24 protein-coding genes, 1 tRNA gene and 1 pseudogene are annotated in these 23,843 nt (G+C 55.1%); 16 read left to right on the top strand and 10 right to left on the bottom strand.

All coding sequences use genetic code 11. The annotated features are described in order from the left end of the window. Window positions 1-123 precede the first annotated feature (123 nt). Window positions 124-960 (top strand): alpha/beta fold hydrolase, encoded by an 837-nt coding sequence (locus IM294_RS12755; protein WP_047368239.1) that lies wholly within the window; start codon window positions 124-126, stop codon window positions 958-960. A gap of 67 nt (window positions 961-1,027) precedes the next feature. Here IM294_RS12755 and IM294_RS12750 read toward each other — a convergent pair. Both IM294_RS12750 and IM294_RS12745 read right to left on the bottom strand, forming a co-directional pair. Further along, a tRNA-Ser gene (locus IM294_RS12750) sits at window positions 1,028-1,115 on the bottom strand. Between the two features lie 144 nt (window positions 1,116-1,259). After that, window positions 1,260-2,888 (bottom strand): ABC transporter substrate-binding protein, encoded by a 1,629-nt coding sequence (locus IM294_RS12745; protein WP_028012619.1) that lies wholly within the window; start codon window positions 2,886-2,888, stop codon window positions 1,260-1,262. Window positions 2,889-3,157: 269 nt separating this feature from the next. Here IM294_RS12745 and yccA point away from each other — a divergent pair, with 269 nt between their 5' ends. Then, window positions 3,158-3,817, top strand: coding sequence for an FtsH protease modulator YccA (gene yccA, locus IM294_RS12740; RefSeq protein WP_013097244.1), 660 nt, complete (start codon window positions 3,158-3,160; stop codon window positions 3,815-3,817). A gap of 56 nt (window positions 3,818-3,873) precedes the next feature. On the opposite strand, the gene IM294_RS12735 is transcribed toward yccA, so the two are convergent. Together IM294_RS12735 and IM294_RS12730 are read right to left on the bottom strand one after the other, a co-directional pair. Further along, window positions 3,874-4,350 (bottom strand): hypothetical protein, encoded by a 477-nt coding sequence (locus IM294_RS12735; RefSeq protein ID WP_047368236.1) that lies wholly within the window; start codon window positions 4,348-4,350, stop codon window positions 3,874-3,876. Continuing rightward, a complete protein-coding gene (locus IM294_RS12730; RefSeq protein ID WP_063154537.1) occupies window positions 4,347-5,108 on the bottom strand; it encodes a winged helix-turn-helix domain-containing protein in 762 nt (253 codons plus the stop codon). The genes IM294_RS12735 and IM294_RS12730 overlap by 4 nt, the downstream gene beginning before the upstream one ends. 331 nt (window positions 5,109-5,439) lie before the next feature. Between IM294_RS12730 and IM294_RS12725 the strand changes: the two genes are divergently transcribed. From IM294_RS12725 to tusE, 6 genes are all read left to right on the top strand, one after another. After that, on the top strand, window positions 5,440-6,159 hold the full coding sequence (locus tag IM294_RS12725) for a fimbrial protein (protein WP_227015620.1): 720 nt from the start codon (window positions 5,440-5,442) through the stop codon (window positions 6,157-6,159). Window positions 6,160-6,234: 75 nt separating this feature from the next. After that, on the top strand, window positions 6,235-6,741 hold the full coding sequence (locus IM294_RS12720; protein ID WP_028012615.1) for a CS1 type fimbrial major subunit: 507 nt from the start codon (window positions 6,235-6,237) through the stop codon (window positions 6,739-6,741). Between the two features lie 72 nt (window positions 6,742-6,813). Next, on the top strand, window positions 6,814-9,531 hold the full coding sequence (locus IM294_RS12715) for a TcfC E-set like domain-containing protein (protein WP_126817642.1): 2,718 nt from the start codon (window positions 6,814-6,816) through the stop codon (window positions 9,529-9,531). A 1-nt stretch (window position 9,532) separates the two neighbouring features. Continuing rightward, on the top strand, window positions 9,533-10,690 hold the full coding sequence (locus IM294_RS12710; RefSeq protein ID WP_185860339.1) for a CfaE/CblD family pilus tip adhesin: 1,158 nt from the start codon (window positions 9,533-9,535) through the stop codon (window positions 10,688-10,690). 10 nt (window positions 10,691-10,700) lie between these two features. Then, entirely contained in the window at window positions 10,701-11,252 is a 552-nt protein-coding gene (locus IM294_RS12705; protein ID WP_126817645.1) for a LuxR C-terminal-related transcriptional regulator, read from the top strand. Between the two features lie 69 nt (window positions 11,253-11,321). Beyond that, complete coding sequence (tusE, locus tag IM294_RS12700) at window positions 11,322-11,651, top strand: sulfurtransferase TusE (RefSeq protein ID WP_028012611.1); 330 nt, start codon at window positions 11,322-11,324, stop codon at window positions 11,649-11,651. On the opposite strand, the gene yccX is transcribed toward tusE, so the two are convergent. Further along, on the bottom strand, window positions 11,648-11,929 hold the full coding sequence (gene yccX, locus IM294_RS12695; RefSeq protein WP_048999181.1) for an acylphosphatase: 282 nt from the start codon (window positions 11,927-11,929) through the stop codon (window positions 11,648-11,650). The genes tusE and yccX overlap by 4 nt on opposite strands. An 11-nt stretch (window positions 11,930-11,940) precedes the next feature. After that, window positions 11,941-12,172 (bottom strand): annotated as a pseudogene (locus IM294_RS22255) (helix-turn-helix transcriptional regulator); the annotation flags it as partial. A gap of 22 nt (window positions 12,173-12,194) precedes the next feature. On the opposite strand from IM294_RS22255, the gene rlmI reads away from it, so the two are divergent. After that, window positions 12,195-13,385 carry a 23S rRNA (cytosine(1962)-C(5))-methyltransferase RlmI gene (gene rlmI / locus IM294_RS12685; protein WP_045261702.1) on the top strand — a complete coding sequence of 397 codons (1,191 nt, stop codon included), beginning with the start codon at window positions 12,195-12,197 and terminating at the stop codon, window positions 13,383-13,385. Window positions 13,386-13,445: 60 nt separating this feature from the next. Further along, window positions 13,446-13,763, top strand: a complete 318-nt coding sequence (gene hspQ, locus IM294_RS12680) for a heat shock protein HspQ (RefSeq protein WP_008499919.1) — start codon at window positions 13,446-13,448, stop codon at window positions 13,761-13,763. 37 nt (window positions 13,764-13,800) lie between these two features. Here hspQ and IM294_RS12675 read toward each other — a convergent pair whose 3' ends face one another. Further along, window positions 13,801-14,214 carry a CoA-binding protein gene (locus IM294_RS12675; RefSeq protein ID WP_028012609.1) on the bottom strand — a complete coding sequence of 138 codons (414 nt, stop codon included), beginning with the start codon at window positions 14,212-14,214 and terminating at the stop codon, window positions 13,801-13,803. A gap of 173 nt (window positions 14,215-14,387) precedes the next feature. On the opposite strand from IM294_RS12675, the gene IM294_RS12670 reads away from it, so the two are divergent. Together IM294_RS12670 and mgsA are read left to right on the top strand one after the other, a co-directional pair. Beyond that, window positions 14,388-15,050, top strand: a complete 663-nt coding sequence (locus IM294_RS12670; protein ID WP_126817647.1) for a DUF2057 family protein — start codon at window positions 14,388-14,390, stop codon at window positions 15,048-15,050. 80 nt (window positions 15,051-15,130) lie between these two features. After that, window positions 15,131-15,589, top strand: a complete 459-nt coding sequence (gene mgsA / locus IM294_RS12665; protein WP_041912035.1) for a methylglyoxal synthase — start codon at window positions 15,131-15,133, stop codon at window positions 15,587-15,589. Between the two features lie 57 nt (window positions 15,590-15,646). Here the strand turns inward: mgsA and helD are convergent, their stop codons facing one another. Beyond that, complete coding sequence (gene helD, locus IM294_RS12660) at window positions 15,647-17,701, bottom strand: DNA helicase IV (protein ID WP_045261704.1); 2,055 nt, start codon at window positions 17,699-17,701, stop codon at window positions 15,647-15,649. A gap of 123 nt (window positions 17,702-17,824) precedes the next feature. On the opposite strand from helD, the gene IM294_RS12655 reads away from it, so the two are divergent. Beyond that, on the top strand, window positions 17,825-18,271 hold the full coding sequence (locus tag IM294_RS12655) for a YccF domain-containing protein (RefSeq protein ID WP_041910601.1): 447 nt from the start codon (window positions 17,825-17,827) through the stop codon (window positions 18,269-18,271). 19 nt (window positions 18,272-18,290) lie between these two features. Further along, window positions 18,291-20,453 (top strand): YccS family putative transporter, encoded by a 2,163-nt coding sequence (yccS, locus tag IM294_RS12650; RefSeq protein WP_126817649.1) that lies wholly within the window; start codon window positions 18,291-18,293, stop codon window positions 20,451-20,453. Here the strand turns inward: yccS and IM294_RS12645 are convergent. Further along, window positions 20,410-21,036, bottom strand: a complete 627-nt coding sequence (locus IM294_RS12645; RefSeq protein WP_041910603.1) for a TfoX/Sxy family DNA transformation protein — start codon at window positions 21,034-21,036, stop codon at window positions 20,410-20,412. The genes yccS and IM294_RS12645 overlap by 44 nt on opposite strands. Before the next feature lie 217 nt (window positions 21,037-21,253). Between IM294_RS12645 and sulA the strand changes: the two genes are divergently transcribed. After that, complete coding sequence (gene sulA / locus IM294_RS12640; protein WP_041910604.1) at window positions 21,254-21,763, top strand: SOS-induced cell division inhibitor SulA; 510 nt, start codon at window positions 21,254-21,256, stop codon at window positions 21,761-21,763. Between the two features lie 354 nt (window positions 21,764-22,117). Continuing rightward, window positions 22,118-23,173 (top strand): porin OmpA, encoded by a 1,056-nt coding sequence (gene ompA / locus IM294_RS12635; protein ID WP_108780329.1) that lies wholly within the window; start codon window positions 22,118-22,120, stop codon window positions 23,171-23,173. A 63-nt stretch (window positions 23,174-23,236) separates the two neighbouring features. On the opposite strand, the gene matP is transcribed toward ompA, so the two are convergent. Further along, window positions 23,237-23,689: a macrodomain Ter protein MatP gene (gene matP / locus IM294_RS12630; RefSeq protein WP_023332611.1), complete on the bottom strand. Its 453-nt coding sequence runs from the start codon at window positions 23,687-23,689 to the stop codon at window positions 23,237-23,239. Window positions 23,690-23,843: the final 154 nt, after the last annotated feature.

The raw sequence follows: 23,843 nt of genomic DNA, 5'->3' as shown, positions 1-23,843 counted from the left end.
TCTCCTACACTTTAGGGGTACTGTCGGTACGGGAAACAAAACAAGCCAACATCATGAAGACAATAATGGTTCGCTCTGCGCTCAGCCAGCGATCGTTGCGTCTTTAACAGAGGAGTCTGCGGTATGGCATTCGTAACAACGAAAGACGGCGTCAATATTTACTACAAAGACTGGGGTCCGAAAGAGGCTCAGCCCATTGTTTTCCATCACGGCTGGCCATTGAGTGCCGATGACTGGGATAACCAGATGCTCTTCTTCCTTGCGGAAGGCTATCGCGTTATCGCAATCGACCGCCGTGGTCACGGGCGTTCGGACCAGGTCAGCGAAGGGCACGATATGGATCATTATGCGGCTGACGCGTCGGCCGTGGTTGAAAGCCTGGATCTGCACAATGCGGTGCACGTCGGCCACTCAACCGGCGGTGGCCAGGTGGCCCGCTATGTTGCGAAGTACGGCCAGCCGCAGGGGCGCGTTGCCAAAGCGGTGCTCGTGAGCGCCGTTCCACCGTTGATGGTGAAAACAGAAAACAATCCTGGCGGGACACCTGTAGAGGTTTTCGACGGCTTTCGTAAAGCGCTGGCCGCGAATCGCGCCCAGTTTTACCTCGACGTCGCCAGCGGTCCTTTTTATGGGTTTAACCGGGCGGGGGCTGAGGTTTCAGAGGGCACCATTCAGAACTGGTGGCGTCAGGGCATGATCGGCAGCGCCAGGGCCCACTATGAGGGAATTAAGGCGTTTTCAGAAACCGACCAGACGGAAGATTTAAAAACCATCACGGTTCCCGTTCTGGTGATGCAGGGGGATGACGATCAGGTCGTGCCTTATAAGAATGCCGCCCTTCTGCAGGACCAGCTGCTGGCGAATAGCGTGCTGAAAATCTATCCGGGCTTCCCGCACGGGATGCATACCACCCACGCGGATACCATTAACGCGGATATTCTGGCCTTTATCCGCTCATAGACGTCAGGTTTACAGATACGCGCAAAAAGAAAAACCCCAGCTTAACGAGTAAGCTGGGGTTTATATCTGGCGGAAGCGCAGAGATTCGAACTCTGGAACCCTTTCGGGTCGCCGGTTTTCAAGACCGGTGCCTTCAACCGCTCGGCCACACTTCCTGAGTGAGGCGAACTATAAACACCTCACCGCATGCTGTAAAGAGTGGCTGCAATCGTTCGCTTTAAAATTAGCCAAAATGTGCTTAATCGGTTGAACAGACAACACATCGGCGATTTTCTCAGCATAAAATCCAGCCCTCTCGCTTAGTGCTTTTTGATGTACATATCTTTTGTGAAATAGTACCCCAGCTTATCCGGCGTAAAGCCGCCCACCCACGGTTTCACCAGGTGCGTACGGACGTAGTGATAAACCGGAATGGCAGGCACATCACGCCCAAGCAGATCCTCTGCCTGCTGGTAGAATTTACCCCGCTCTGCCGGCGTTTTGGCCTTTGCGGCGTTGATCAAGGCTTGATCGTAGTCCGGGTTGCTGTACTGGCTGGTGTTTTCACTGTCGCCGGTACGGAAGTTGTTCAGGAAGGTCGCCGCGTCGTCGTAGTCGGCAATCCAGGCGTAGCGCACCGCGTCAAAGTTGTGGGTGTGCATGGTATCCAGCATGGTTTTCCACTCCTGATTTTGCAGCTTCGCGTCTACGCCGAGGTTTTTCTTCCACATAGAGCTGGCCGCAATCGCGATGCGCTGGTGCGATTCAGAGGTGTTATAGAGCAGGTTGAAGCTCAGAGGATGGCTTTCGTTATACCCGGCCTCGTTGAGCAGTTTTTTCGCCTCAGCAATACGCTTGTCCAGCGGCCAGCTGGCGTAATCCGGATTCTGCAGCTTGACCCCGCCGATGTCCGGCTGGCTAATCAGCCACGCCGGGCGCTGCCCCTGCCCCATCACCTTCTCAGCGATGATGTCTTTATCCAGCGCCATGTTCAGCGCCTTGCGCACGCGGGCATCGTTGAACGGCGGACGGGTGGTGTTGAATTCGTAGTAATAGGTCGCCAGCTGCGGGGAGACGTCCAGCTGGCTGCCCAGCGTTTTCTTCAGCTGAGCAAACTGGTTAATGGGTACCGTATAAACAATATCAATTTCGCCCGCTTTATAGCGGTTCACATCCGAGGCCTCGGAGGTGATCGGCAGATAGGTGACTTTGTTAATAACGGTATGCGCGTTATCCCAGTAGCGCGGGTTACGCTCCGCCACAATGCGTTCGTTGACCACCCACTGGGACAGCTTATACGCTCCGCTGCTGACGAAATGCTCCGGTTTGGTCCACTTTTCGCCGAAACGGCCAATCAGCACTTTATCCACCGGCACCAGCGACGGGTGCGCCAGCATCGCCAGGAACGCCGCGTTGGGCTGGGTGAGCGTCACTTCCAGCGTGGTATCGTTAATTGCTTTTACGCCCAGCGTGTCGGGGGATTTTTTCCCCTGAGCGATATCGGCCGCGTTGACGATATGCATGTTGCCGGGATAGCTGGCGTACGGTGAAACGGTTTTTGGATCAACCAGGCGCTGCCAGCTCCAGACCACATCCTCTGCGGTAATGGCCGTCCCGTCGCTCCAGGTAATGCCCGGACGTAAGTGGAACGTCCAGACGGTGTTGTCCTTGTTCTCCCATTTTTCAGCCAGCCGGGGTTGGATTTCTCCTGACGGGGAGACGCTCACCAGCCCTTCGAATAAATCACTGATAATATTGAATTCGACATCGCTTTCGACTTTGTGCGGGTCGAGCGAGGCCGGTTCGCTGCCATTGTTTCTGACCAGTTCCTGTTTTTCGGCCAGCGCTGTTCCTGCTGGCACGTTAGCCGCCCAGGTCGCCGTGCTGGCGCACAGGATCCCGGCGGTGAGTAAAGAGAGCGTAAAGCGCGTGCGTGTTTGTGGTTTCATTTCCTTCGCCTTATTGTCTGTTTTATGACGATCCGGAGATAACTCTTAGCGCCCGAAAGGCAATAACGCAATATTTTTCAGTAACCTATAAGAGGTTGATCTGGTAAATACTTTTAAACCGCCGTTCATACTGGTTACATATGCTTTTGCAGAAGAAACGACCACCTTCAGCGCTAACGTGCTGAGTAAAGATGGGTAAAACCACTTTGAGACTGGCGCGCCGTTTCCTATTCTTTCCGTTAATTACATCTGTCATAAGAGAGTGACTCATGGATCGTATAATTACTTCCTCACGCGACCGCACATCGCTACTCAGCACCCACAAGGTGCTGCGCAATACCTATTTCATGCTCAGCCTGACGCTGGCGTTTTCAGCGATCACCGCTACCGCCAGTACCGTGCTGATGCTGCCGTCTCCGGGCCTGATCCTGACGCTGGTGGGGATGTACGGTCTGATGTTCCTGACCTACAAAACCGCTGATAAACCGGTCGGTATTCTTTCCGCGTTCGCCTTCACCGGCTTCCTGGGGTATATCCTGGGGCCGATCCTGAACGCGTACCTGTCTGCCGGTATGGGTGACGTGATTGGCATGGCGCTGGGCGGTACCGCGCTGGTGTTCTTCTGCTGCTCGGCCTACGTGCTGACCACGCGCAAGGATATGTCCTTCCTCGGCGGTATGCTGATGGCGGGTATCGTAGTGGTGCTGATTGGTATGGTGGCAAACATCTTCCTGCAGCTGCCTGCCCTGCACCTGGCGATTAGCGCGGTGTTTATCCTGCTGTCATCCGGCGCGATCCTGTATGAAACCAGCAACATTATTCACGGCGGTGAGACCAACTACATCCGCGCGACCGTGAGCCTGTATGTGTCGCTGTACAACATCTTCGTCAGCCTGCTGAGCATCCTGGGCTTCGCCAGCCGCGATTAAGCAGACCTGCTGAAACAAAAAGGAGAATGCCTCAGGCATTCTCCTTTTTTTATGCCCTAGTCACCGCGGCAAATATAGGTGGGATAGAGCCGGTCCTGTATCAGCCACACGGCGGGCGCAAGCTCGGAGATCGTCAGGTAATAGCGGGCTGTCGGCCTCGCAAAGCCTCCCCACTTTTCGTCCGGGGTATTGTCATTATGCCGACGCCAGGTTTTGGTGTAGCTCAACACGATAACGTTATCATCATCCCGTCGCGACCAGGTAAAATCCACATCCCTGTCAACGATCATGCCCCGGCCTTCAGCCATAGCTGCACCTTTGTACGTTGTTAAGCCGGTGCCGTCCCGATGAAAATAGAACTGGGCCACGGTATTGACCCGGACCTCATTCGCTTTTCCCTCGTTACGCGTAAAGTTAAATTCCGTACTGCAGGCCAGCGCATCACGCTTATATATGCCCCCGGAATAAATAAAGAGCGCCAGCGCGCCGCCAGCAAGCGCCCCACCCGCAGCAAACAGAAGCCTCATTTTCATTTTTCTGCCCCGCTTTTATAGCGAATGGTTTTGCACAGGCTGGTTTTATTGACCGGGCATGCACCAATGAACACTTCATCCGCAACTGCAAGGTTAAAGCGGGCGCTGAAATAGTAGATATTGTACGCTTCGCGCGCGCACGCCACATTATTCGCCTCCAGCAGCCCCGCCAGTTTCGAGAGCACCAGCGGCCGGCCATGATCGTTAATAAGCCAGATGCTACAGCCCGCTATTTTCTGCGCGACGGGCTTTGGCGTCATCGGTATAGCGATCTTCTGCTGCTGGTTAAACAGCAAGCCTAACCCCAGTGCTGATGCTAACAATACCGCCGCCGCGGCGCCCCATTTAAGGGAAATACGCTGACGTTTTGCCTCTGACGGCACGACGGAAGAGTTCGGCTGTGCTTCAGCGGGTTGAACAATTTGCGCAGGCTGGCAAATCACATCGGCAACAAAACGGAATCCATACCGGGGGATCGTCACAATGAAATTATGATGTTCCCCAAGAGACTGGAAGCCTTTGCGTAATTCACTGACCGCTTTGTTGAGGTTATTTCCAGACGGCGTAAAGCCATACTCCTCCCAGACGCGCGTAATTAATTCCTCCCGACTCAGATCGTGCCCTTTATGACGAATAAACTCCTGTAAAAGGCGAACGGCTGGCGCCGAGAGCGTTAATACAGACTCCGGTTGACCAACAAGACTAATTGCATGTGCTTCAGGATCAAATAACAACGAATTATTGCATATAAAAAACATATTTCACTCTCAGCTATTACCGCAGGCTTTTTTATCCCTGTGACATCGGCAAGAAAATCGCTTCCTGAGCTGGTTCTTTTTTCATCAACAGGAATTTTCTTCCCATCCTGGGTAGCGGCATTTTCTTTTAACTATACAACTTTAAGCCCAGCAAATCAGGATAAATCACTGTATATCAGCGGTTAACTAATACAAATTTTCACAACCTGCTGTTCTGGTTAAAGTTTCCCTGCCCTGAAGCGATACGAAAGCAGACGGTGTCCTGGTGTTAAAAACCGCACAAGAACTCAGAGCAGGCAGGCTGAATGTGAAACAGAAACAAAAAGTGAATATGACAACCGCGTTTTATGTCGCCGCGCTGTCGCTGTCATTTTTCTCAGAAATGACAATGGCCAATATGAGCGTCTATCCAATGGAACTTAACGTGGATAGCGCCGGCGCAGCGCAAATAAAAGTGGCATCGAAAACGGATGATATTCAGTTCATTCGGGTGAGGCAAAAGAAAATTCTTAACCCCGGAACGGCCCAGGAAAAAGAGATTGACGTTGCTTCGTGGAAAGAAGGCGGCGTCGTGGTGACGCCCGATAAATTTGCCCTGGCTGCAGGCGCAATGCGCGTGGTGCGCCTTGTTTCACTGACGCCGCCGGAAAAAGAGACCACCTGGCGAGTCTATTTTGAAGGGGTGAAACAGCCGGACAGCATTATTCCCGGCCAGCCCGAAAGCACGGCAGCGACGGCAAAGCTTGGGGTCAATGTTATCTGGGGGGCGCTGGTACATCTGGCCCCTGCCACGGAGCGCGTTTCGCTGCATATCGATCCCGCACGGGGGACCGTCACCAACGCCGGCACCCTGCGCGTGCCGCTCAGGGAGATCGGTATTTGTCAGTCAGACGACGTCTGTAAATGGATTAAAGAAGACGCCACGATTTATCCGGATACCGAGCGGAAATTAAAAACGCTTAATCAGGTAAACGGCAAGAAATACAAATTCCGCTACTTCAACTGGATGAAAAAAACCGCTGAAGAAGCTGACTTACCCGTCGTGCAATAACACGACGTCACTGTAAAAACCCTTGTGGTTTGTTTAAAGAGCCAGGGTGCTCATTTGTAAAATATGGAGATATCAATGCGTAAATTTATTAAACCTCTGATGATCGTTGCCGCGATGACCACATCTGCCAGCGCGCTGGCGATCCAGAAAGATATTACCGTCAACGCCAGCGTTGATTCACAGCTGGATATGACCCAGGCCGATAACACGCCGCTGCCAGCCAGCATCGACATGCAGTATCTGCCGGGTCGGGGCCTGGAAAGCTACCGCCTGAACACCAAGGTATGGTCCAACTCCGCTACCAGTAACGTCAAAGTACGCCTCGTTAGCGCAGCTAAGCTCACCAACACGGATGGGGATCAGATTGTACCGATGACGGTTCTTCTGGGTGATAAAACTCTGTCCACCACCGATGCCGAATTTACCGGAACCGAACTGTTCCCGGGCAGCATTGAAAACGGTTCTGCGGTTCTGCCTCTGACCATTTCCCAGACCACCAAAGGCATTCTGAAAACCGGCCAGTACAGCGGCGTTGTAAGCCTGATGCTGACTCAGGCGACCACCACGGAAGGCGGTGCGTAACACCATAGCACCTAAGGAATAACGTCAGAGGGCGCCCGCCCTCTGACGTCAGGATGATGTCGAGGCTCGTTCATGGCGTTTCACAGAAATACTCTCCTTTTTGTTGCTTTATTACCCGCATCTGTCCACCTCGCCTGCGCTGAGATGGCCGTCCCGGCCGGATTCGAGGACCTGGCGAAAACGCAGCGCATGTGGACAGAGGTGAGCTTATACGGCGAGTCGCTTGGCCTTTTCGAAACCGATATCAATCTTGAAACGGTCAGTTTTGTCGCGCCTGAAACCGTGGTCGCGGCCATCAAACGTCAGTTTAACGACGATCCTGCCCTTATCGGCTCCGTTTCCGCAGCGTTGGCCGTTCCGCTTGCCCGTAACGGCAACCTGGCCTGCAGCAGCAACGGCTCCGCGACGGGGTGTGATTATCTCGAAACCCGCCGTGCGGCCATCATCTATGACGAAAACAATGCTCGCATAAACCTGTTTTTTGATAAGCGCTTTTTGCCAAAGCCCTCGGAGGAAAACCAGTGGTATCAGCCCACCCAGGACAGCGAAAACGCGTTGATTCATCAGCAAAATATCAATTTCGTTGCCGACAGGGATTATCAGTCTGCCACCGTTCAGGGCAACGGGGCGCTGGCGCTGACCCAGGACGGCTATCTTAACCTCGACTGGACCTGGCTGGGACAACGCTCGCGTCATCAGCAGCAGCAGGAAATAACCGTTAACAATGCCTGGTTCCGCCAGGATTTATGGCGTGAATATTATCTACAGATAGGCGAGATGGATACCCGCGACCTGTTCAGCAACGCCGGGGGGAATATTAACCTCAGCCAGCTGCCGCTGGGCAAAATTCGTGGCCTGCGCGCGGGCTCGACCCGGGCATGGATCAACCCGGTTCAGCAATCGAAGGGCACGCCCATTACGGTGCTGCTTTCGCACGATGCGCGTATCGACGCGCGCCGCGGCAAGGAGCTGCTGGCCAGCTTTTACCTCAATGCCGGGGCACAAACTCTGGATACGCGCGCGTTTCCGGATGGAAGCTATACCGTGACGCTGTCAGTATACGAAAACAACCGACTGACGCGTACCGAGCAGGTTCCGTTTACCCGTACGGGCATTACGCCATTCGACCGCGTCGAGTGGTTTATGCAGGCAGGGGAAACGGCTAATAACGGTCGCAATGATGAACGCAGCCCGGTCGCACAGGCGGGTATACGCCTGCCCGTCACCCCGACGCTGGCGCTGACCAGCGGCGCAACCGTCATGAAAAGGCAGCACTTCCTGGAAAATGCCCTCGACTGGAGCCGCGGCTTTAACGCGGGCCCGATCGACGGGGTATTAAGCACACGCTTTAGCTACCTCTACGGCAGCAAGGGCCAACGCGGCAATATTCAGCAAATCAGCTATAACGACGGGTTTTCGCTGAGCTTCTACCGCAACGCGTTATCCGCAGAAAATTGTGATACCCGCAGCGCAGGTTTTGACGCCGTCAACGGCTGTTATCGTAGCCTCTCGGTCATGTTCTCCGTGCCTGTCGGCTCGTGGTACGCCAACCTGGGGTATTCGGATAACCGCAACGAAGGGCGCTACGTTACGCGCCGGGAACTGCCTGACCATGACGCTCGTCACGATTCCGGCCTGCCGTGGGAGCCGGTGTATATGACCCGCTCCCGCACGCAGGCCTGGCAAGGCGGGCTGAGTAATACCATTAGCGCGCGCGGTCTGAACATCAACAGCAGCATTAACCTGTTTATGCGCAACGACCACTCTCGCGACGGAAAAGACAAAGGCGGCTATCTGAGCGTTAGCCTCTCACTGGCGCATAAGCGTCAGGGCGATGCGTCAGGCTATACCTCGCTTGGTGCAACCTGGCAGCACCAGCAGCATCAGAAAAACCAGCTGAGCTACAACGTGGCGTACAACTGGTATGCCGACGCGCGCGGCGAGAATGAATACGGGCTGAGCGCGTCGGGGATCAACAGCGATTCGCTCAATGCCTCAGCGTATACGCGCCAGGGAGGACGTTTTGGTAACGCCAGCCTGACGGTGAGCGACGCATGGGACCGCCAGGATGGGCGCCATACGTTAAGCAGCAGCGGCAACTACAGCTCCACCCTCGCCCTGTCGCGCTCAGGGCTGTGGCTTGGCCGCTGGGGCGATGGACGCCCGGCTTCTGCCGTTGCGGTAAACGTGGCTACGCCTGAGGATTCCCGGGATTCACGCGTCGCCGTCTCGCTGGATAACGGCGGCACCGCGGATATCCCGGCCAACAGCCGTGCCCTTTTTGCGGTGCCGGGTTATCAGCCAACAACGCTGACGGTTAATGAGTCGCTGAACGTCTCATCAGGCGGAAGCAGTGAAATCACGCAGGGTTCCGGGAGCCGGACGCTCTTTATGGTGCCGGGCAAAATGCTTCGCCGGGACGTGCAAACCACCACCCGCTACACCTGGCTCGGCCAGCTCACTGACGAACATCATTCGCCGTTCGTGGGCGGCGTACCGCTGAACGTGAACGGCTGGAACGATCTCGGCAATGGCGGTTTCAGCGCCCAGAGCGACGCCCTGCTGCGCAACCTTTATCTGGTGCGTCAGCAGCAGTTTTATCAGTGTGAACTGAGCGTGAAAAGCATGCGCGACGTGGTGCGTTACGTCGGGTCGATCCCGTGTCGGGAACTCACTTTCTCCGCCCTGCCGGATTCGGTCCAGCACCAGGCGCAACTGATGCTCGCCGGGCGGAACGTGCCTACGGGGCCAACGGCCATGAATGCAGAGCACCTCACCAAAGGGAAATGATGTGAACAACTACCTCTTTGTTTTACTTTTTTTGACGCTGTGGAGCTGTCAGACGCTGGCGGGCGTCCCTGCCGGAAGAAATTCCAGCGTAGGGATTAGCTACGATCGCGCGGTGCCGCCTGCGCGTTTTGATATCTGGGTCCATGAACCGAGCGGTTACGACACTATCGACCCGCAAAAGTGGGGACGCAACACCCTGACCTGCGAGTCCCGCACCGACCCGACGAACGGAGCGTGTATGACAGCGCCGGTCTGGTTTACCGCGAACCCGGCCGCCCCCTACACCATTACGCTGCGTTTTACCCACACGTCGACAAATAAAACAGCAGATGTGAAGATCTATGGGGAAAAACATATGTTTATCAACAACAAAGTTTTCACCTTTGCCAGCTTTGTCAGCGGCGGTACCGGCGATCTCTCGGCCTGGAACCGGGAACCCTATTTTGATTTTTACATCGTTAAAGGCGAACTGGATAAGCTCGCCCAGCCGGGCATCTGGACCGCAACGCTGAAGCAGAACCTGCGCGAATGGGGAAGCGCCGACTGCGGGGGCAACTTTAACGATGTCAACGTCGGGTGTCCGGGCTACCTCACCATAGCCCGCTGGCAGGCGACGATACGCATTGAGGTGGTCGATCCAGGTAACCAGCAGATTTATCTGCCGGCCTTCCCCCACTCAACCCCGCTGGTTAACCTCAATCTGACCAATTTTCCGGGGGGGCCCGGCGGCAGCGAAATCCAGGGCGAGAGCGCGCTGGATATGTGCCTGTATGACGGTAAAAACAGCGCCAGCACGCGCGTCTATCTGCGCTTTGAGGATGACGGTTTAGCGGCCACGGGCCGTACTGAGGGAGCGTTTTCCGTCAGACGACGCGGTGGAAGCCAGATCGAAGCACGGGATCGGCTCGATTATCAGGTTACGGTGATCAACCCGGTAACGGGCGCAGCAGAAACCGCGGCGAATGGCAAAACGCTGATCTGGCAGGGCACTAATGACCCGCAATATCTGCGTCAGGTTGTGCTGCCGGGTGGACGGGAGAGCGTACTTTGTGTCCCCGCCCCCATCATTCTGAAAACGCCCGCGTTTGCTGCCAGCAGCAAAAATGCCGGGGATTACACCGGCACCCTACGCGTTATCTATACGCCCAGTACCTTATAAAGAGGCCATCGTGAGTTACGCCATCCTCGACAACAATCGTTTTTATGCCGAAGGGTTGCGCTACGCCCTTCTGCGCCGTAACGCTCAGACGCAGGTTTCGAGCGGTACGGTAAAGTGGTGCCGTTCGCTGCTGGCCTGCGGCACCCTCGTTGTTCGCTGCCGCTTTTCCGTCGCGGGGACGCACCTGGCGCTGGTCGACATTCTTCTGGAGCTGGAAGCCAGGCGCTGGGAAGGAACGGTTTATCTGGTGTGCAATGAAAAAGGCTGGGCACTGGCTACCCATCTGCGAAAGCGGTTTGCCACGCTGACCTTATATATCATTGATGACCGGATTGCCGTTGCGGATGCGGCGTATCTGCTTGCCAGAGAGCCCCGCCGGGTGCGCACCCTGAATTGTTGCCTGACAGGCATGGAGTTCAACGTGCTCGACAGGCTGGTGAACGGACAATCGGTACGGCATGTCGCGCATATGACGCAGATGAGCGAAAAACAGGTATCGACGTATAAATGCAACGCGCTGAAAAAGCTTAATGCCAACAATCTGCTCCAGCTTCTTCTGTAGGTCGAGGTTTCTCACGCCGCCCCTTATTTGCTAGACTAGGGGCGGTTTTTACTTTATCGACAGAGCACTATGTTCATTTTTGCAGGCCAGGAAATTGAGACCGATAGCGAAGGCTATCTGAAAGACACCACGCTATGGAGCGAGCCGCTGGCGGAGAAAATCGCCGAAAACGAAGGTATCGCCCTCTCCCCCGAACACTGGGAGGTGGTCCGTTTTGTGCGCGAGTTTTATCTCGAATTCAACACCTCTCCGGCGATCCGCATGCTGGTTAAAGCAATGGCCAACAAATTTGGCGAAGAAAAAGGCAACAGCCGCTATCTGTATCGCCTGTTCCCGAAGGGCCCGGCAAAACAGGCCACCAAAATTGCCGGCCTGCCTAAACCGGTGAAGTGTATTTAATACCGAATACCGAAGTTCACATATTCCCTGCCGGGTTGATGCGGTTCCGTTAAGACCTTATCAACTCGGGCGCTGCGCGGCCCGCCTGCTTTCAGCCACGCCATCAGTTTTTCAACCTGCTCCGCGTCGCCGCAGGCGACCACCTCAACGCTGCCGTCGTCCATATTTCGCGCGTATCCCGTTAGCCCAAGCGTCATCGCTTCGCGCTGGGTGCTGTAGCGGAACCCGACGCCCTGAACAAGGCCGTGGACCCAGGCAATGGTGCAGACTTTTGACATTTTTCTTCTCCTTAACGTAGCGTTTTCGGTAAACAGCCATAGTGCTGCCGGAAACGGGCGGTGAAACGAGAGCTGGAAAGATACCCACATTGTAATGCGATTTCACCGATCGGTAAGCGAGTCGACTGTAACTGTGACAGCGCCACGGCCATTCTCACCTCCTCCACGATCTGCCGAAACGCTCAACGACATCCGCAGATGATTGCGCCTGGCTGAATGTGCTACTCTACGCGCCATTTCCCTGAAATCGACAGAACAGCAAATTATGAGTGTACGTTTAGTGTTAGCCAAAGGGCGCGAGAAATCATTACTGCGCCGTCATCCCTGGGTCTTTTCCGGCGCGGTTGCCCGTATGGAAGGCAAAGCCAGCCTCGGTGAAACCATTGATATTGTTGACCATCAGGGGAAATGGTTAGCGCGAGGCGCTTACTCGCCAGCGTCTCAGATCCGCGCACGCGTCTGGACCTTCGATAAAGACGAAACCATCGACATTGACTTCTTCGTCCGCCGCCTGCAGCAGGCGCAGCAGTGGCGCGAGTGGCTGGCAAAGCGCGACGGGCTGGACAGCTATCGCCTGATTGCCGGTGAGTCCGACGGCCTGCCGGGCGTGACCATCGATCGCTTCGGCAACTTCCTGGTGCTGCAGCTCCTCAGCGCCGGGGCGGAATACCAGCGTGCCGCGCTGATTAGCGCCCTGCAAACCCTGTTCCCGGAATGCGCTATTTACGACCGCAGCGACGTGGCGGTGCGCAAAAAAGAGGGCATGGAGCTGACGCAGGGCCCGGTCACGGGTGAACTGCCGCCTGCCCTGCTGCCGATTGAAGAGCACGGTATGAAGCTGCTGGTGGATATTCAGGGCGGGCACAAAACGGGTTACTACCTTGACCAGCGCGACAGCCGCCTGGCTACGCGTCAGTACGTTGCCGACAAACGCGTGCTGAACTGCTTCTCCTACACCGGCGGTTTTGCCGTTTCGGCGCTGATGGGCGGCTGTGCCCAGGTGGTCAGCGTGGATACCTCGCAGGAAGCGCTGGACGTGGCAAAACAGAACGTCGAGCTGAACAAACTGGACTTGAGCAAAGCCGAATTTATACGCGACGACGTCTTCAAGCTGCTGCGTAAATATCGCGATCAGGGCGAGAAGTTCGACGTCATCGTGATGGATCCGCCAAAGTTTGTGGAAAACAAAAGCCAGCTGATGGGCGCCTGCCGTGGGTATAAGGATATCAACATGCTGGCCATCCAGCTGCTGAACCCGGGCGGGGTGCTGCTCACCTTCTCCTGCTCCGGGCTGATGACCACCGATTTATTCCAAAAAATCATCGCCGATGCCGCAATAGATGCTGGTCGTGATGTACAATTTATAGAGCAGTTCCGTCAGGCAGCCGATCACCCCGTGATTGCTACCTACCCGGAAGGACTGTATCTGAAAGGGTTTGCCTGTCGCGTCATGTAACTTGAAAAGAGAAATATTGCCCGCACTTAATGTGTAAGTCGTATTTCCCGGGAGGTGACTATGATTGCCAGCAAATTCGGTATCGGCCAGCAGGTCCGCCACACTTTGCTTGGGTATTTGGGTGTGGTCGTGGATATCGACCCGGAGTATTCCCTTGATGAACCGTCAGCGGACGAACTGGCGGTGAACGCAGAGCTTCGCGCTGCACCCTGGTACCATGTGGTGATGGAAGGTGACGACGGACAACCCGTACATACCTACCTTGCCGAAGCGCAGCTAAGTAGCGAGCTGCAGGAAGAGCATCCGGAACAACCCACGATGGATGAACTTGCTCAGACTATCCGCAAACAGTTACAGGCTCCGCGCCTGCGGAACTAAGCGTGTAAAAAAAGCCCGATGAACGGGCTTTTTTTTATTACTTCGCCAGCCCCAGACGGGGGATATCGATCGCCGGACAGCGATCCATAACCACCTTCAATCCCGCATCCCGCGCCAGCACGGCAGCCTGCTCGTTAATCACGCCCAGCTGCATCCACAATGTTTTCGCCCCGACGGCAATCGCGTCCTGCGCTACTTCCCACGCCGCCTCGGAATTACGGAAGACATCGACCATATCAATTTTTTCCGGCACGTCAGCGAGCGTGGCATAACCCTGCTGGCCCAGTAAGGTTTTACCCGCCACTTTTGGCGACACCGGGATGACGTGATAGCCCTGATCGAGAAGGTATTTCATCACCCGATAGCTGGGACGATCGGGTTTATCGCTCGCGCCCACCAGCGCAATGGTACGCGTGGATGTCAGAATCTCGGCAATATCGTTCTCTTTCATGGTTTTTCTCCTGGCTTTTTTAAAAGTGTACGCCAAAGCGCACATCTCAACCATCCATCCCATACAGATGTATGAGGGCAAAACGGCAAAATATGTCTATATGTTAGTAAACGTGATTATCGAAAGATTTAGATACATTAATGCGGCGACAGTATCTCTGACGGGAGCCTTCTATGAAAACCGGTTTTGCCACTGCTCTGATTGCGTTAGCGATGCCGGTTTGCGTTTTTGCCACCACGCTTCGGCTCTCTGGCGACATTGATCTTCTGGTTCTGGACGGGAAAAAGGTTTCCAGCTCGTTATTGCGCGGGGCTGACAGCATTGAGTTAGATAACGGGCCGCATCAGCTGGTGTTCCGGGTCGAAAAAGCGATCGGCCTGACTAACCATGAGCAGCGGATGTACATCTCTCCGCCGCTGATTGTCAGCTTTAATACCCGGCAAATCAGCCAGGTGAACATTACCCTGCCTCGCCTTGAAACGGAGAAGGAATCAGCGGTCTTCGACGCCTCGCCGCGCGTTGAGCTGCTGGACGGGAATGCAATGCAGATCCCGGTCAAGCTGGATATTCTGGCATTGACCAGCGCCACAAAAAGCCCGGACTACGAGGCCGCAACGCAGGTCTATAACAAAGCCGGCAAACGCGCCTCCCTTCCGCAGTTTGCCACCATGATGGCGGACGACAGTACGCTGCTATCCGGCGTCTCGGAACTGGACGTCATTCCGCCGCAGTCCCAGAGCCTGACGGAACAGCGCCTTAAATTCTGGTTCCAGCAGGCCGATCCCGACACGCGCGCCCGGTTTTTACAGTGGGCAAAGCAACAACCTTCATCTTAAGCCACATTTTTTACGCCTTTCTCTTGCAGCGTCAGACGGTTCCCGTCATCGTGTAGTCAGTTAACCTGATGGATATGATTATGGAACTGACAACACGCACGCTGCCTGAACGCAAACATATTGCGCTGGTGGCGCACGATCACTGTAAACAAATGCTGCTTAACTGGGTTCGCCGCCATCAGCCGCTGCTGGAAAAGCACGCCCTGTCGGCGACCGGCACTACCGGTAACCTGATCCAGCGCGAAACGGGTCTGGAGGTGAATGCGATGCTGAGCGGCCCGATGGGCGGCGATCAGCAGGTCGGGGCGCAGATTTCCGAAGGGAAAATTGATGTGCTGATCTTCTTCTGGGATCCGCTGAATGCGGTTCCGCACGATCCGGATGTCAAAGCGCTGCTGCGTCTGGCAACGGTGTGGAATATTCCGGTGGCGACGAACCTGTCAACGGCGGATTTTATCATTGAATCACCGCAGTTTAACTCGCCGGTTGAGATCCTTATTCCGGACTATCAGCGCTATCTTTCCGAGAGACTGAAGTAGCTTTTTTTGCCGGGTGGCGGCTACGTCTACCCGGCCTGGAAATCTTGCCTGACGCCGTTATGGCTTCCGCGCCACCGGCACGTCAATACTCTTCAATATATCGACAAACACGGATGGCTCCTCTTTATTGAACAGCAGCCACACGCGGTGACGCGCGCGGGTGATGGCCACGTACAGCAAACGCCGTTCTTCGGCATCAGGGAAGTCTTCCGGCACCGGCAGCAGAGCCTCTTCCATAACCGACTCGCGGGCCGGAGCCGGGAATCCGTCGCTGCCCTCCTTCAGCCCCACCACAATCACATAATCGGCCTGCTGCCCTTTGCTGGCGTGAATGGTCATAAATTCAAGCTGCAGTTTCGGCCAGCGGGTAGCGGCTTTTTCCAGCGCAGCAGGCTTAAGGTGATGATAACGCGCCAGCACCAGGATACGTTCATCGGGTTTCGCATAGCCGCTGAGCTTGTCCAGCAGCGGCTCCAGCTGGTCATCCGCCAGCAGGGTGACCGCTTTTTTATCCCCTGCCCGCAGGCTGTTTAGCGGCTTGGCCAGCTGGTGCGGGTTCTGCTGGATAAAGCGATTGGCGATCTCACCAATCCGTGAATTGAAGCGGTAGGTCGTGTCCAGATCGCTACGGTCGCCTTCGCCAAAATAGTGGTGGAAGGCGGTCGTCAGCGAGAGCTGCGCCCCGCTGAAACGGTAGATGGCCTGCCAGTCGTCCCCCACCGCGAACAGCGAGGTATGTTTATTTTGCGCCCGCAGCGCCGAGAGCAGTGCCGCACGCTGGGGTGAGATATCCTGAAACTCATCCACCAGAATATGCTTCCACGGGCTGACAAAGCGCCCCTTCTCCAGAATGACGATCGCCTGATGGATAAGACCGGAGAAATCAACGGCATTTTCCTCTTTCAGCGCGGTTTTCCAGGCTTTCAATAGCGGAGCCATCAGCTTGACCCGTTTTGAAAACAGATCGCGGATCGCCTCCGGCGCGCTTTCAATCATCTCTGCCTGCGAGCCGCCGTGCATCCGCATCAGGCTGACCCAGCGGTCAAGACGCGAGCCGAGCCGACGCGCCAGTTTTTCATCCTGCCAGAAGCTGCCCTCCGGCACCTCCCAGTTGAGTTCCTCTTCCAGCCATTGACGCCACCCTTTCGCCTGCGCCTTTTTCTCACTGCACTGCTGACGCCACGTTTTAATAAACAACGCCTGTCGCGCCTGCGCGTCGTTTTCCAGTTTACTGATGGCAGGCACTTTTTTACTGCCCTGCTGAATGATATGCAGCGCGAGGGCATGGAAGGTTCTGGCGGTAATATCCCGGGTGTGCAGCCGTTCCTGGATGCGTTCGTCCATCTCCTGTGCCGCCTTACGGCCAAAAGCCAGAAGCAGGATCTGATCGGCAACGGCCTCCCCGGTGGTGAGAAGCCAGCCCGCACGCGCCACCAGCACCGACGTTTTACCGCTTCCGGCCCCCGCCAGCACCAGCAGCGACTGCTCTCCGTTCACCACCGCGCGCGCCTGAGCAGGGTTGAGCGGTGAAGACTCCACCGTACTGAAAAAGTCGGCGTATTGGGTGAGCATGGCGTCCGTCCAGGCCTGGTTATGCGCCAGCCGGCTTTTATCCATATCGTTCAGCCAGGCCTGGCACTGACGCCAGGCATCGCGACAATTGTCGAACTCATCAAGACGCGTCACGGAGAGCGGCAGCGCCGAAAGTGCCTGTCGAATCTTTTGCTGCAGGCCGGCGGTCTGCTGGCGCGTCAGCCACGTTTGCTGCGCGTTGCTTTGCGCGATATCGTCCAGCACCTGCTGCAGCACCTGAGCGGCAATCACGCTCATGTCGTGGCTCCACTGCTGCCAGAGCGCGTTCAGGTGATGGTGGAAACGCTGGGTTTCCGCCCACTCGGTACCGTGAAGGCGCACGACTTTGTCGTCAGGCAGAACGAACTCAAGCTCGCCCCACACCAGCCCGCGCTTGCAGTGAATAGCCAGAAGCTGATTAAACGGAATAAGGTATTCGTGGCGTTCTCCGGAGACTTTAACCCCGGCGTTGAGCAGAACAACTCTGTCATAGGGGTGTTGCGCCAGGCGTTTGCCTAAAGAAGTTGCTTTCAGTTCCATGTCCCGCCAAATCCACGAAGAGATAATTTACCTGACAGTTTAACTGCCAGTTTTAAGGTGCTCCAGCCTAAAAAAACGTTACAATCATTGGGCGTTAATTTTATCGAAAGGAAGTGAGGGTTTATGCGTACCGTTCTGAATGTGTTGAATTTTGTGCTGGGCGGTTTTGCCACCACCCTTTCCTGGCTTTTTGCCACGCTGGTGAGCATCGTCCTGATCTTCACCCTTCCCCTGACCCGTTCCTGCTGGGAAATCACGAAACTCTCGTTCATCCCCTACGGTAATGAAGCTATCCACGTTAACGAGCTGAACCCGGAGAGCAAGAGTGCCCTGATGAATACGGGGGGAACTTTGCTAAACATTCTGTGGTTGATTTTCTTCGGCTGGTGGCTGTGCATCATGCATATTTTTGCCGGTATTGCGCAGTGCATCTCAATAATTGGTATTCCGGTCGGGCTCGCGAACTTTAAGATCGCCGCCATCGCCCTTTGGCCCGTCGGGCGCAGGGTGGTTCCGGTCGAAGTGGCCCAGGCGGCGCGTGAAGCGAACGCACGTCGTCGTTTTCAGTAAATAAGGACTGGCCGCGTTTATGCTAAGTCCACTGCTTCGCCGTTATACCTGGAACAGCGCCTGGCTCTACAACGTCAGGATATTTATCGCGCTTTGCGGCACGGCGGCCCTGCCGTGGTGGCTGAATGATGTCAAGCTCACCATCCCGCTCACGCTGGGGGTGGTGGCCGGAGCGCTGGCGGATCTGGACGATCGCCTGGCCGGGCGTTTGCGGAATCTGGTCATTACGCTCGTCTGTTTTTTTATCGCCTCCGCGTCCGTTGAGTTACTTTTCCCCTGGCCGTGGCTGTTTGCCCTTGGCCTTACACTCTCCACCAGCGGGTTTATTTTGCTGGGCGGTCTGGGGCAGCGCTATGCCACTATCGCCTTTGGGGCCCTGCTGATCGCCATCTATACCATGCTGGGCGTTTCCCTGTACGACCAGTGGTATCAGCAGCCTGTGCTGCTGCTGTTGGGCGCCATCTGGTATAACCTGCTGACGTTAACCGGCCACCTAATCTTCCCGGTTCGTCCTCTGCAGGATAACCTTGCCCGCAGCTATGAGCAGCTAGCCCATTATCTGGAACTGAAATCCCGGCTGTTCGACCCGGATATTGAGGAAGAAAGCCAGGCGCCGCTTTACGATCTGGCGCTGGCAAACGGCCAGCTGGTCGCCACCCTTAACCAGACGAAAGCCTCGTTGCTTACCCGTCTGCGCGGGGATCGCGGCCAGCGCGGCACGCGCAGAACCTTGCACTACTATTTTGCCGCTCAGGACATTCATGAGCGCGCCAGCTCCTCACACGTTCAGTATGCCGCCCTGCGCGAGAAGTTCCGCTACAGCGACGTCATGTTCCGCTTTCAGCGCCTGCTGTCCATGCAGTCACAGGCATGCCAGCAGCTCGCGCGCTCCATTCTTTTGCGCACGCCCTATCAGCACGACTCCCGCTTCGAACGCGTGTTTAGCCATCTTGATGCGGCGCTCGACCGCGTGCAGGCCAGCGGAACGTCACCGGAACAGATCAAAGCGCTGGGTTTTCTGCTCAACAACCTGCGGGCGATTGATGCTCAGTTGGCGACGATTGAGTCCGAGCAGGCGATGGCACTGCCGGGCAGCGAGGTGGATAACCAGCTTGCAGATGACAGCGTGCACAGCGTGAGCGATATGTGGCTAAGGCTGAGCCGCAACTTCACGCCGGAGTCGGCGCTGTTTCGTCACGCGGTGCGAATGTCCCTGGTCTTATGCGTGGGGTATGCTTTTATCCAGATAACCGGTTTGCACCACGGCTACTGGATCCTGCTGACCAGCCTGTTTGTCTGTCAGCCGAACTATAACGCCACCCGACACCGCCTGGCATTGCGTATTATCGGCACCCTAGTCGGCGTCGCGATCGGCCTTCCGGTGCTCTATTTCGTGCCGTCCATTGAAGGACAGCTGATCCTGATCGTGATCACCGGCGTGCTGTTCTTCGCGTTTCGCAACGTGCAGTACGCCCATGCCACAATGTTCATCACGCTGCTGGTTCTGCTCTGCTTTAACCTGCTGGGTGAAGGGTTCGAGGTCGCCCTGCCCCGCGTACTCGATACCCTGATTGGCTGCGCTATCGCCTGGGCCGCCGTCAGCTTTATCTGGCCGGACTGGCGTTTCCGTAATCTACCGCGCGTGTTAGACAGGGCTATGATCGCCAACTGCCGATACCTGGATGCCATCCTTGAGCAGTATCATCAGGGCCGCGATAACCGCCTGGCTTACCGGATAGCGCGCCGCGATGCGCACAACAGCGATGCGGAACTGGCCTCGGTGGTCTCTAACATGTCAACGGAGCCTCGCGCCACGGCCGAGATTCGTGAGACGGCTTTCCGGCTGCTCTGCCTGAACCATACCTTCACCAGCTATATTTCCACGCTGGGCGCCCACCGCGAAAAACTCACCAACCCGGGCATCCTCAATCTGCTGGATGACGCGGTCTGTTATGTCGATGATGCACTGCATCACCGGCCAGCCGATGAACCGCGCGTGAGACAGGCGCTGGATGAACTTACCCAACGTATTGCGCATCTTGAGCCCGGAAACGACAGCAAAGCGCCTCTGGTGTTACAGCAGATTGGCCTGCTCATCGCCCTGCTGCCAGAAATTTGCCGGCTGCAACAGCAAATCGCTACCTGGAGGAGTGATTCTCCAGTGGCTCAGGCAGCGCATTAAACCACTCCGTCAACTCCCGGCGAATGCCGGCCGGGAGTGCCGCCTCATGCAGCCCCTCGATCGCCCCTTCCAGCGCGAATAGCACTTTGATACTCAGCGCTTTATTTTTCGCCCGCATCTTCAGCCAGCTCTCCCTTGCGCCAAGCGCCCGCAGTGTTTCTTCGTTGGTGATGCCCGCTTCAAAGAGCAGCACTTCCAGCTGAAAGGTCAGGTTTGGCAGGTCCTTAAGTCGATTGCGCTGATGCCGCTGGTAACGCTCTTTTCTTGCCGCATTAAGTGCGAAAGTGGAGAGCTGAAGCAGACGCTCCCTGTCCTGCCATAGCCCGTCATCCACCCGGTAATAGTTGAGAAGCACCGGACGGCCCCGCTTCATCAGGGTCAAAAAAGACGCGGCATTTTTCACACAGTATTTCGCACTTTCTTCACAGGCACGGAGGTAGAGCTCACCTTCTGACACCATGGCAAAAACCGCATCATCCACTGCCAGGGTATAGCCGCCGAACAGCGCGCGATGATGAATTTCACCCAGTGGTGACAGGTATTCCTGGGATTTATAAATCCGTTCATAAGATATCTTTTTCATGATATTTCCCTTCAAAATCATAAAGTAACAACGAAATTTCTTACTAGCGGATCCGTTAGCAGGAAAATAGGCAACTTAGCGTCGTTGAGCAAGATGATTTTTCGAAGGGCATCAACATTGAATGAATTTTGCGAGTCGCTTTCCGAAAATGAGGTTGATCTTTATGCATACAGGGGTTACTGTATATCCATACAGTAACTACAGGGCTGGAATGAATATGTACACTTCAGGCTATGCAAATCGCTCAACTTCTCTCTCCTCTACCGCGGGCACTGTCGCGCAGAACACCGTTGGGGGTGCTTCGACGGGGCTTATTAGTGAAGTGGTTTACCGTGAAGACCAGCCTCTGTTGACCCAACTCCTGCTGCTTCCGTTATTACAGCAGCTTGGTCAGCAATCACGCTGGCAGCTCTGGCTGACGCCACAGCAAAAACTGAGCCGCCAATGGGTGCAGTCTGCGGGCCTGCCGCTGGCAAAGGTTATGCAGATCAACCAGCTTTCTCCCTGCGATACCGTCGAATCGATGATTCGCGCGTTACGCACCGGAAATTACAGCGTGGTGATCGGGTGGTTACCGGAAGAATTGACGGAAGAGGAACATTTTCGTCTGACCGAAGCGGCTGAAGAAGGGAATGCGATCGGGTTTATCATGCGCCCGGTTCGTCCAGATTCTTATCGCAGAGGACAACTTTCTGGGCTAAAAATTCACTCAAATTTGTATCATTGAGTGAAATTAAGATTTTTCCTGGAATTTTTTTTGACCGCAGGATGCGGTTTTAGTTCCCGGCCTCAAAATTGCGGCAAGGCTTGTCTGGTGCGGTTCTCCTTAATTTTATTGCACAAAATTCGTTCTAAAAATGTTAAATAATAGGTATACGGAACTTTTTTTTTCATATGCCTGACAGACTTCACACTTGTAAGTTTTCAGCTACGTTGTAGACTTTACATCGCCAGGGGTGCTCGGCCTAAGCCGAAGATATCGGTAGATTTATATTTGACCACGCCCCCCGGTGAAGGATTTAACCGTGATTCTCTCTTGAGACCTTCATGGCGAATTTTGGATGATAACGAGGCGCAAAAAATGAAAAAGACAGCTATCGCGATTGCAGTGGCACTGGCTGGCTTCGCTACCGTAGCGCAGGCCGCTCCGAAAGATAATACCTGGTATGCAGGTGGTAAACTGGGCTGGTCTCAGTTCCATGACACTGGCTGGTACAACAGCAGCCTGAACAACGATGGCCCTACTCACGAGAGCCAGCTTGGTGCAGGTGCGTTCGGTGGCTATCAGGTTAACCCGTATGTTGGCTTTGAAATGGGTTACGACTGGTTAGGTCGTATGCCATACAAAGGCGACACCATCAATGGCGCTTTCAAAGCTCAGGGCGTTCAGCTGACCGCTAAACTGGGTTACCCAGTAACTGACGATCTGGACGTGTACACCCGTCTGGGCGGCATGGTATGGCGTGCAGACTCCAGCAACAACATCGCTGGCGACGACCATGACACTGGCGTTTCCCCAGTATTCGCTGGTGGCGTTGAGTGGGCTATGACCCGTGACATCGCTACCCGTCTGGAATACCAGTGGGTTAACAACATCGGTGACGGTGCTACCGTTGGCGTTCGTCCAGACAACGGCATGCTGAGCGTAGGTGTTTCCTACCGTTTCGGCCAGCAGGAAGATGCAGCACCAGTTGTTGCTCCAGCGCCGGCTCCAGCTCCAGAAGTACAGACCAAGCACTTCACTCTGAAGTCTGACGTTCTGTTCAACTTCAACAAAGCGACCCTGAAACCAGAAGGTCAGCAGGCACTGGATCAGCTGTACACCCAGCTGAGCAACCTGGATCCTAAAGACGGTTCTGTAGTGGTTCTGGGCTTCACCGACCGCATCGGTTCTGACGCTTACAACCAGAAACTGTCTGAGAAACGTGCTCAGTCTGTTGTTGATTACCTGATCTCTAAAGGTATCCCAGCTAACAAGATCTCCCCACGTGGTATGGGCGAATCTAACCCAGTTACTGGCAACACCTGTGACAACGTTAAAGCTCGCGCTGCACTGATCGACTGCCTGGCACCAGATCGTCGCGTAGAGATCGAAGTTAAAGGCGTTAAAGACGTTGTAACTCAGCCAGCGGCATAAGTTATCGTCTTATAAAAAAACCCCGCCATGCGGGGTTTTTTATTGTCTGAAGAAAACAAAAATCTATTTTTTGCCCAACAACGCCTGAAGGTCGTTTTTCAGCGACGACATCTGGTTGGCGTACTTCTCTTTATGTTCGGCATCCTCAATCAACTGCACGATGGTTTCCGACAGGGTCTTACCACGCCGTTGTGCCAGCCCGGCCAGACGCTGCCAGACCACGAACTCCAGGTCGATGGATTTTTTCCGGGTATGCTGATGCTCAGCATTAAAATGCCGTTTACGTCGCGCGCGGATAGTTTGCTTCATCCGGTTTAACAACGCAGGATTAATGTGCTTCTCAATCCAGCCATTGACCTGTACCGGTTCATTTTCGAGGGTCAGCAAAATATCCACGGCTTCTTGCGCAGCGCTGGCTTCGATGTAGCAGGTGATCAGCTCCCCTTCACGGTGCTTTTTGACCAGGTACTTCCATTTCCAGCCGCTTTCGAGATTTTCCAGTTGTTGATATTTCATTGCGATCTCAGTGTTACCACGTAACTCTGTTCAGAATATCAGTTTTTTAGCAATCTGCTGAAAAGAAATCATATCCTGTGAGTGACTGCAGCCAATCCGCCTGCTGAAACACCAATCCTGCTTGGGTAGAGCCCCCCGCTTACGGTATACTCCA

This window comes from Enterobacter cloacae complex sp. P43RS (assembly GCF_014930585.1).
Classification (GTDB): domain Bacteria; phylum Pseudomonadota; class Gammaproteobacteria; order Enterobacterales; family Enterobacteriaceae; genus Enterobacter; species Enterobacter bugandensis.
Note: the sequence above shows the minus strand (reverse complement) of the source record. Positions and strands in the feature narration are given on the sequence as shown.

Bases quoted from the DNA above. Each gene is read 5' to 3' on its own strand.
- IM294_RS12755 (WP_047368239.1), top strand. From the start codon at position 124: ATGGCATTCGTAACAACGAAAGACGGCGTCAATATTTACTACAAAGAC.
- IM294_RS12745 (WP_028012619.1), bottom strand. From the start codon at position 2,888: ATGAAACCACAAACACGCACGCGCTTTACGCTCTCTTTACTCACCGCC.
- yccA (WP_013097244.1), top strand. From the start codon at position 3,158: ATGGATCGTATAATTACTTCCTCACGCGACCGCACATCGCTACTCAGC.
- IM294_RS12735 (WP_047368236.1), bottom strand. From the start codon at position 4,350: ATGAAAATGAGGCTTCTGTTTGCTGCGGGTGGGGCGCTTGCTGGCGGC.
- IM294_RS12730 (WP_063154537.1), bottom strand. From the start codon at position 5,108: ATGTTTTTTATATGCAATAATTCGTTGTTATTTGATCCTGAAGCACAT.
- IM294_RS12725 (WP_227015620.1), top strand. From the start codon at position 5,440: ATGACAACCGCGTTTTATGTCGCCGCGCTGTCGCTGTCATTTTTCTCA.
- IM294_RS12720 (WP_028012615.1), top strand. From the start codon at position 6,235: ATGCGTAAATTTATTAAACCTCTGATGATCGTTGCCGCGATGACCACA.
- IM294_RS12715 (WP_126817642.1), top strand. From the start codon at position 6,814: ATGGCGTTTCACAGAAATACTCTCCTTTTTGTTGCTTTATTACCCGCA.
- tusE (WP_028012611.1), top strand. From the start codon at position 11,322: ATGTTCATTTTTGCAGGCCAGGAAATTGAGACCGATAGCGAAGGCTAT.
- yccX (WP_048999181.1), bottom strand. From the start codon at position 11,929: ATGTCAAAAGTCTGCACCATTGCCTGGGTCCACGGCCTTGTTCAGGGC.
- rlmI (WP_045261702.1), top strand. From the start codon at position 12,195: ATGAGTGTACGTTTAGTGTTAGCCAAAGGGCGCGAGAAATCATTACTG.
- hspQ (WP_008499919.1), top strand. From the start codon at position 13,446: ATGATTGCCAGCAAATTCGGTATCGGCCAGCAGGTCCGCCACACTTTG.
- IM294_RS12675 (WP_028012609.1), bottom strand. From the start codon at position 14,214: ATGAAAGAGAACGATATTGCCGAGATTCTGACATCCACGCGTACCATT.
- IM294_RS12670 (WP_126817647.1), top strand. From the start codon at position 14,388: ATGAAAACCGGTTTTGCCACTGCTCTGATTGCGTTAGCGATGCCGGTT.
- mgsA (WP_041912035.1), top strand. From the start codon at position 15,131: ATGGAACTGACAACACGCACGCTGCCTGAACGCAAACATATTGCGCTG.
- helD (WP_045261704.1), bottom strand. From the start codon at position 17,701: ATGGAACTGAAAGCAACTTCTTTAGGCAAACGCCTGGCGCAACACCCC.
- IM294_RS12655 (WP_041910601.1), top strand. From the start codon at position 17,825: ATGCGTACCGTTCTGAATGTGTTGAATTTTGTGCTGGGCGGTTTTGCC.
- yccS (WP_126817649.1), top strand. From the start codon at position 18,291: ATGCTAAGTCCACTGCTTCGCCGTTATACCTGGAACAGCGCCTGGCTC.
- IM294_RS12645 (WP_041910603.1), bottom strand. From the start codon at position 21,036: ATGAAAAAGATATCTTATGAACGGATTTATAAATCCCAGGAATACCTG.
- sulA (WP_041910604.1), top strand. From the start codon at position 21,254: ATGTACACTTCAGGCTATGCAAATCGCTCAACTTCTCTCTCCTCTACC.
- ompA (WP_108780329.1), top strand. From the start codon at position 22,118: ATGAAAAAGACAGCTATCGCGATTGCAGTGGCACTGGCTGGCTTCGCT.
- matP (WP_023332611.1), bottom strand. From the start codon at position 23,689: ATGAAATATCAACAACTGGAAAATCTCGAAAGCGGCTGGAAATGGAAG.